Source organism: Halorubrum sp. Boch-26 (assembly GCF_029889805.1).
In the GTDB taxonomy this organism is placed as follows: domain Archaea; phylum Halobacteriota; class Halobacteria; order Halobacteriales; family Haloferacaceae; genus Halorubrum.
The window spans coordinates 1-7473 of the sequence record NZ_JARANT010000113.1; the positions used below are offsets into that span (position 1 = coordinate 1).

6 protein-coding genes and 1 pseudogene are annotated in these 7473 nt (G+C 69.4%); 4 read left to right on the plus strand and 3 right to left on the minus strand.

From position 1 onward, the window contains the following. Nucleotides 1–328: 328 nt before the first annotated feature. Both OQF71_RS12995 and OQF71_RS13000 read right to left on the minus strand, forming a co-directional pair. The gene (locus OQF71_RS12995) at nucleotides 329–2002 is read right to left on the minus strand and encodes a tryptophan--tRNA ligase (protein ID WP_280588182.1); all 1674 of its coding nucleotides are present in this window, start codon (nucleotides 2000–2002) and stop codon (nucleotides 329–331) included. Nucleotides 2003–2448: 446 nt separating this feature from the next. Then, nucleotides 2449–2835: a DUF5830 family protein gene (locus OQF71_RS13000; protein ID WP_280588183.1), complete on the minus strand. Its 387-nt coding sequence runs from the start codon at nucleotides 2833–2835 to the stop codon at nucleotides 2449–2451. A 114-nt stretch (nucleotides 2836–2949) separates the two neighbouring features. Between OQF71_RS13000 and OQF71_RS13005 the strand changes: the two genes are divergently transcribed. The 3 genes from OQF71_RS13005 to OQF71_RS13015 all read left to right on the plus strand — a co-directional run bounded on the left by OQF71_RS13005 (nucleotide 2950) and on the right by OQF71_RS13015 (nucleotide 5524). After that, nucleotides 2950–4233 carry a tRNA pseudouridine(54/55) synthase Pus10 gene (locus OQF71_RS13005; protein WP_280588184.1) on the plus strand — a complete coding sequence of 428 codons (1284 nt, stop codon included), beginning with the start codon at nucleotides 2950–2952 and terminating at the stop codon, nucleotides 4231–4233. A 114-nt stretch (nucleotides 4234–4347) separates the two neighbouring features. Beyond that, a complete protein-coding gene (locus tag OQF71_RS13010; RefSeq protein WP_280588185.1) occupies nucleotides 4348–4965 on the plus strand; it encodes a universal stress protein in 618 nt (205 codons plus the stop codon). Nucleotides 4966–5050: 85 nt separating this feature from the next. Then, on the plus strand, nucleotides 5051–5524 hold the full coding sequence (locus OQF71_RS13015; RefSeq protein ID WP_280588186.1) for an Lrp/AsnC family transcriptional regulator: 474 nt from the start codon (nucleotides 5051–5053) through the stop codon (nucleotides 5522–5524). 14 nt (nucleotides 5525–5538) lie between these two features. Here OQF71_RS13015 and OQF71_RS13020 read toward each other — a convergent pair whose 3' ends face one another. After that, the gene (locus OQF71_RS13020; protein WP_280588187.1) at nucleotides 5539–6555 is read right to left on the minus strand and encodes an amidohydrolase family protein; all 1017 of its coding nucleotides are present in this window, start codon (nucleotides 6553–6555) and stop codon (nucleotides 5539–5541) included. Nucleotides 6556–6905: 350 nt separating this feature from the next. On the opposite strand from OQF71_RS13020, the pseudogene OQF71_RS13025 reads away from it, so the two are divergent. Continuing rightward, a pseudogene (locus OQF71_RS13025) lies at nucleotides 6906–7473 on the plus strand (oxidoreductase); the annotation flags it as partial.

Consider the following 7473-nt stretch of genomic DNA (forward strand, 5'->3'; position numbering starts at 1 on the left):
GCGCGGTTCTGTCCGCGCCGGCCCGTCCGCCGAGGCTGGGGAGGTCGGAGGTGCCGTGCGGTACGGAGGGGGGGACTCAAAGGGGCAGTCGCGAGGGCGACGCAGGCGACGTAAGCACCGCAGCGAGGGAGCGACAGCGACTGAGCGAGGAGCACAGCGAGCCTGCGTCGCCCTCGCGACTGGGGCTTTGGAGGTGGTCACCACAGCGTAGTCGCTCACGTACAGCCGAGCGGCTGGGGTTCGGAGGTAGTCACCCTCGATCCGATATCGACTACATATAAACGAGCGGCTGAGATTCGCAGACGTTCACCGCGCCGTCGAGACTACCTCAGTGCTCGCCGCCGGTTCCGCGCCGGTCGGAGTCGAGGTCGATGTCGAGGTCGTCGAGGAGTTCCTCGGCCTCCTCGCGCTTCTCCTGATGGTCTTCGAGGAACTCGCGCATCAGCTCGGCGGCCTGCTCCTTACAGCCGCCGCAGAGGCGCTCGCCGTTGACGCACTCGGAGTACACCGTCTTCGTCAGCTCGTCGTCGTCGCCCGCGAGCAGGTAGGCGTACAGCTCGTAGACGGGGCAGTCGTCGGCCTCGCCGCCGAGCTCACGCTGCTTTTCCGCGGTGTCGCGGCCGCCGGTGGTCGCAGCCTTCACCTTGTCGGAGCCGTCTTCGGGGTCGTCGAGCAGTGAGATGTGGCTCGCGGGGATCGACGAGGACATCTTCCCGCCCGTGAGCCCGGTCATGAATCGGTGGTAGATCGAGGAGGGCTGGCGGAAGCCGAACCCGTCGTGGTCGATCTCGACCTCGCGGGCGACCGACTCGGCCTCGCCGCGGGTGAGGTCGAAGGCGTCGACGTGGCCGTCGAAGACGCGCTTCTCGCCGTCGACCGCCCCGATCAGCGCCTCGAACGCCTCCTCGGTGGCGTTGCGGTCGAAGAAGCGGACACGGGGGCGGAGCGGTTCCTTGCCGCCCGCGCGGAGCTTGTCGAGGGCGGTCGACTTGGCGGCGGCGAGGTCGACGCTCTCCTCATCGATTTCGGGGGGCTCGTAGTCGGCGAGCCAGGCGGCGGCGTCCTCGCAGCGCACGTCGGTCTCGGCGTCGTCGACCTCGCCGTCGTCCGCCGCGCTCTCGGCCGCGAGCGCGTCGTAGGCGGCCCGGACGAGCCGTCGCTCGGCGTCGTCGAGTTCGAAGCTCGCGAACGCCTCGGTCACCTTGAAGTAGCGCACGCGGGTCGCCAGGTCGCGGGTCAGTCGAACGTGCGGGTCTTGGTCAGGGCCGACGGGGATCACGGTCGGTTTCGGCTCGTCGACGAGCTGCGGGTAGAGGATGTCGGCGGTCTGGGTGACGACGCTCTGCATGTGCGAGATGTTGGTCTCGCCGTCGAAACCGTAGATCGCCTCGAACTCCGAGAAGTTCGCCTTCGAGCCGAGTTCGAAGCCGAGGTCCTGTACCGCCCGGTTGTCGGACTGGCGGTACAGCTCTCCCTCCTCGGCGTCGAAGCCGAGCGCGAGCAGGCTGAGGAGGTAGTTGCGGGCGTGCTCGTCGATCTCGTCCCACGACATCCCCCGCGCGGAGTGCGCCTCGAGGTCGGCGATCAGCCCGAAGGCGTCGCCGCCCTGCTCTTGGTGCCAGATGATCTCGTCGAACACGAGCTTGTGACCGATGTGGGGGTCGCCGGTGGGCATGAACCCCGAGAGCGCGGCGAACGGCTCGTCGTTCGCCATCGCCTCGGCGACGGCGTCGTACTCGCGGTGCCCGAAGATGACGCCGCGGCGCATCAGGTAGTGCGGGTCGGTCACGTCGTCGGCCACGTCGTCGAACGCCTCGATGCCGAACTCCGCGAAGAGGTCCGCGTAGTCGCCGATCGACGCCGACCCCCACGGGTCGAGCGCGACGTCCTCGGTCGGCCCGTCCGCGCGCTCCGCGCCGCCGTCGGTGCGGGGCGATCCCGCGGTCTCGTCGCGGGGACCGCTCGCCGCCGGCCCCGTCTTCTCGGGGGTGTCCTCGTCCATACGTCTCCTCCCGTCGGTCGACGCAAAAACCGTTCGCTTGCGCGTGAGGACGTGGCATACGAGGTTGGCTACTGGGATGGACGTGATCGTGCCTCGGTGAGTAACGTCGTGTCCGAACTGACGAGTTATTTATAAATGACCAACAACTGACTGGCGTAGAACACCTTCAAAGCCCCAGCCGCGACGACTCGCGCGGCTCGCTGCGGTCCTCAGTCATTCGCTCCGCTCGTTCCTTGCGGTCCTTGCGTCGCCGTGCTTCGTCCTCGCGGCTGCCCCTTTGAGTCCCACCCATCGCACAGCGACCGCACCTCACGCCTCCCCAGCCTCGTCGCTCGCTTCGCTCGCGACTCCCTCGCACGCGCTCCTCACGGCCGTTTATAAACGGCCGCTCGGAGGCGCGCGCCACCGCATCAGTCATTTAAAAGTGAATATCGAGACCGCAGCGCTCACTCCGAGTCGTCGTCCCGTCCGGTCACCTTCCGGATGCAGGAAGAGCCGAACGGGCCGAGTTCGCCCGCGTCGAGCTTCACGAAGTGACCTGTCGTGATACCGGTGCCGCACCGCCGACACTCGAACTCGCCCTCGCGCTGGACGACCTGGCTGTCGTAATTGACGTACGTGCCCCCTCTCTGGACTCGGAGGCGGGCGTCCTCGCGCTCGATAATGCCGCGCTTCTCGGCGGCGTCGAGGATGTCGCGGGTGAGCGCGGGGCTCGTCGTCACCGTCTCGATCCGGTCGATCGCGGCTGGCAGCGCCAGCTCCTCGTGTTCGAGGTGGGCGAGCAGCTCGACGCCGAGCTCCAGCTTCTCCGACCGCGACGCCGGCTCGTTCACGCCCGGCGAAACGACTCGGACCCTCTTAAGTCGGCCGGGAGGCCCCCGAACCGTTCGCGACCCGACGGCCCCCGATGTAGTAAGACAGTTACCACGCCGGGCGCTGGAGGGCGTATGGACGTACTGGAGGTCGCGGCGCGGGCGACCGAGACGGGGCCGGTGTGCGACGCCTGTCTCGGCCGGCTCGTCGCCGACCGGAGCTTCGGGCTGTCGAACGCCGAGCGCGGGTCGTCGCTGCGCGTCTCGCTCGCGCTGCGCGACGACGAGGACCACGAGCCGGTCGAGGCCGCGGACTGCTGGGTCTGCGAGGGCCGCTGCACCGAGTTCGACGAGTGGGCCGAGCGCGCCGCCGAGGCGGTCGAGGGGATCGAGTTCGCGACGTACAACGTCGGCACGCGCCCGCCGCCCCTGATCGAGGAGAACGAGGCGCTGCTCCGCGCGGACGCCGGCCTCGACGAGGACGCCGGTGAGCCGTTTAAATCCGAGTTCAACCGCGAGGTCGGCAAGCGGTTCGGCCGGCTCACCGGCGCGGAGGTGTCCTTCGACCGGCCGGACGTGCAGTTCACGATCGATCTCGCCGAGGACGCCATCGACGCGAAGGTGAACTCGACGTTCGTCTACGGCCGCTACCGGAAGCTGGAGCGCGACATCCCCCAGACCGAGTGGCCGTGCCGCGAGTGCAAGGGCTCCGGCCGGCAGGGCGCGGACCCCTGCGACCACTGCGGCGGCTCGGGGTACCTCTACGACGACAGCGTCGAGGAGTACACCGCGCCGATCGTCGAGGACGTGATGGACGGCACGGAGGCGACGTTCCACGGCGCGGGCCGCGAGGACGTCGACGCGCTCATGCTCGGCACCGGTCGCCCGTTCGTGATCGAGGTGGAGGAGCCACGCCGCCGCCGGGTCGACGTCGAGCGACTCCAGTCGGATATCAACGCCTTCGCCGACGGCGCCGTCGAGGTCGAGGGGCTCCGGCTCGCGACCTACGACGCCGTCGAGCGCGTGAAGGAGCTCGAAGCGACCAAGCGCTACCGCGCACAGGTCAGATTCGACGCCGACGTCGACGCCGACGACCTCGCCGCCGCGGTCGAGGAGCTGGAGGGGACGACGGTCGAGCAGTACACTCCGAACCGAGTGGACCACCGGCGCGCGAGCCTCACCCGGGAGCGCGACGTGTACGAGGCGACCGCCGAGCTCGACGACCCGCGCCACGCGACCGTCGAGATCCACGGCGCCGGCGGGCTCTACATCAAGGAGCTGATCTCGGGGGACGATGGACGGACCGAGCCGAGCCTCGCGGGACTGCTGGGCGTCGGTGCCGCGGTGACCGCGCTCGACGTGGTCGCCGTCGAAGGAGAGGACGAGCCGTTCGAGCGCGAGGAGTTCTTCCGGGACTGACGCCCGCTCGCGCGGTGTTGCGGTCGCGGTACGAGGATGAGCCGCGACGCGCTCGTTCCCGCGGATCGGCGCGGACCAGCGGGATTTATCGGACGCGCGTCTGACGTTGGGGGTATGAACGGGAGCGACGCGGACGAGACGAGCGCCGAGGCGCCGACGGTCGGCGACGGAGTCGACGATCCCGTCGTCGAGCCGGCTGTCACGGAGGCGGTCGCGTCGACGGCGACCGCGGCGCACGCCCGTCTCAAGGGGATCGACCGCGCGGTTCGACCGGATCGAGTGTCCTCGATCCTCGTGGCCGTGGGCGCCGGTCCCCACACCGGGGCGACCGTCGACGTGGCCCGCGAGGTCGCCGACGCGACCGACGCGTGGCTCGAGCTGTTCCACGTCGTTCCCTCGGACGAGGCGCTCGTCGACGGGGACGCGACGGCGGTCGACGGGGACGGCGATGTCGACGAGTACGCCGCGGCCGGCGACCGCCTCCTCTCGGCCGCCCGCGACCGCCTCGGCGACTTCGATCGGGTGGATCGCTGGCTCGTCGAGGACCTCACCGCCGCGGGCGCGATCGTCGAGCAGTCGCCGTACTACGACCTCGTGATCGTGGGCGCCTCCACCACCGGCACTGTCGGCCGGTTCGTCTTCGGCTCCACGACGGACACCGTGGTCGACGACGCCGAGGTCCCCGTCGTCGTCGTCGGGGCGGACGGAGAGACGTCGCTCGACGCCGAGTAGAGCGCGGTGGACTCGCGTCGGGCGTCCCCGCTCCGTTTAAAAGCGACATAGAACAGTAAAGTGGCTATGCCACGGAGGCTCCGGTATGGCTGACGAAGCGATCGACGACGTGGACAGGGCGATCCTGTACGCGCTCCAAGAGGACGCCCGAAACACCTCGTCAGGGGACATCGCGGAGCGCACCGGGACGTCGGACAGCACCGTCCGCAAACGCATCCAGCGCCTCGAGTCAGACGAGATAATCAAGGGGTACAGCGCCGATGTCGACTACCAGCAGTCGGGGTATCCGCTCCGGATGCTGCTCTACTGCACCGCGTCGATACCCGAGCGCGGCGAGCTGCTCCCCGAGATCCTGAAGATCGACGGCGTCATCTCGGTGCAGGAGCTGGTCACCGGCGAACAGAACCTCCTCGTGACGGCGGTCGGCGAGTCGGACGGCGACATCACGCCCGTGGCACAGGAGCTCCTCGACATGGGGCTCACCGTCGCGGACGAGGTGCTCGTTCGGAGCCACGAGGCGACGCCGTTCGGCAAGTTCGACGCCGAGACCGACTCCTGAACGCGGACCGGTCGCTACCCGACGACCCGCTTGACGTCGAGCGCGGTCGCGCGCCGGACGACCGCCCGCACCGGGTCCTCCGAACCGGCAAGGTTGTCGGAGTCGCCGTCGAGAACGACGAGCGCGGCCCGTCGCCCGGGCGCGACGACGCCGCAGTCGAGCCCCGCGATCTCGGCGCCGGCGGCGGTCGCCATCCGTAGCACCTCCCGGACGGTCACGTCGAACCGCTTCGCCGTGTACGCCATCTCGCGGAACATCGACGGGGCGTTCAGCATGACGTTGTCCGTGCCGAGCGCGACGGTCGTGTGGTCGAGCAGCTCCCGGACCGGCGGCGTTCCGACGTCGAGGACCTCGTTCGCGCGCGGGCACACGGCGACCGGGACCGACCGGTCCGCGACGCGTTCGAGGTGCTCCCGCTCGGCGTGTACCATGTGAACGAGCAGGTCCGGATCGAGGTCGAGCGCCGGGTGGATGTCGGTCGCGTCCGGCTCGCCGGCGTGGATGGCGAAGGGAACGCCGCGGTCCTCGCACGCGGCGCGTTCGTCGGCGAACTCGTCGTCGTTCGCCCCGGAGGCCCCGTACCCGTCGGCGACGTCGAGGACGGCGGGGTCGCCGCTCCCGAAGATGAACGGGTCGACGGCGACCGACGACGCCGCCTCGCGGAGGGCCCGCGCCCCGGCCACTCCGTTCTCCCGGAAGTCCAAACAGGAGACCGTACCGGTCCGCCGCGCGAACCGGAGCGTTCGGCGCATCGCCGACACGAGGTCGGCGCGGTCGGCGGCCGCCAGCCGCCGGTGTTTCAGGCTCTCCGGCGGGGCCACCGCCTCGTCGAGCGACAGCCCGACGGCCGCCTCCTTCGCGACGGAGTCCCCTAGATGCGTGTGGGCGTTGACGAACGCGGGCAGGACGATGTCGGTCGACTCCGTGTCGGTCTCCTCGACGGCCTCGATCCGACCGTCGTCGACGACGAGACGCCCGCGAGTCGGCTCGAACGACTCGCCGGCGAGGACGGTCCCGGTGAGTTCCTCCATACCGACACTGCGGATCGGATAACGATATGGTTTTATGAACGCGATTCGCGAACGGACCGAGAACTGGACCGGCCGTCGGCGACGTATCCGTTACGGACCCGCGGACGAGCCGCTCGGGACGAACCCGGTCCGGACACGCCCACGATTACGCCTGCGAACCCGCTTCGCTCGGTTCACGACGCGGACCCGTCCCCTCGCGATAACTGTAATGTTCTATAATGAGATTATATCGAACAGTTTGTGAAGATAAACAGATTTAATACACAATCTGTTCACTAGACGAAGCGAAGACGACCGATACCGGTTCGCCGTGCGGGTCGGCTACGGAGATTGGTCGCACGAGCCGAACGATGTCGGAATCCAACTCGAAAACGACGGTCGGAGCGCTCCCGGACGCGACGGCGGAGACGCCGTTCGCGCCCGTCGCACTCACGTGGCTCGCCTGGTCGCTGTTCGCCGCGAGCCTCGCGGTCCTCGTCGGCCGAGTCCGATTCGGTTTCGCCCCGGCGGTCCCCGGCGCGTTCGCCGTCGACGGACTCACCGTCCTGATGTGGGTGGTCGTCGCCTTCTTCGGCGGCGTCGTCCACAGCTACTCGCGCCGGTACATGGCGGGAAGCGCCCACGAGACACGGTTCTTCCTCGCCGTGTTCGCCTTCGAAGTGACCGTGATGGCCCTCGTCGCGGCCGACCACCTCGCCGCGTTCGGACTGCTGTGGCTGGCGATGGGGCTGGTGATGGCGAGGCTCATCGGCGTCGTCGACGGGTGGAGACAGGCGCGGGCGGCCGCGTCGCTCGCTCGCCGGTACTTCGTCGCCAGCAGCGCGCTCCTCGCCGTCGCGCTGGCCGCGCTCTGGCGGGCGACCGGCGCCACGACGGTTTCCGGCGTCGCCGCGGCCGCCGACGGGCTCGGCGGACCTC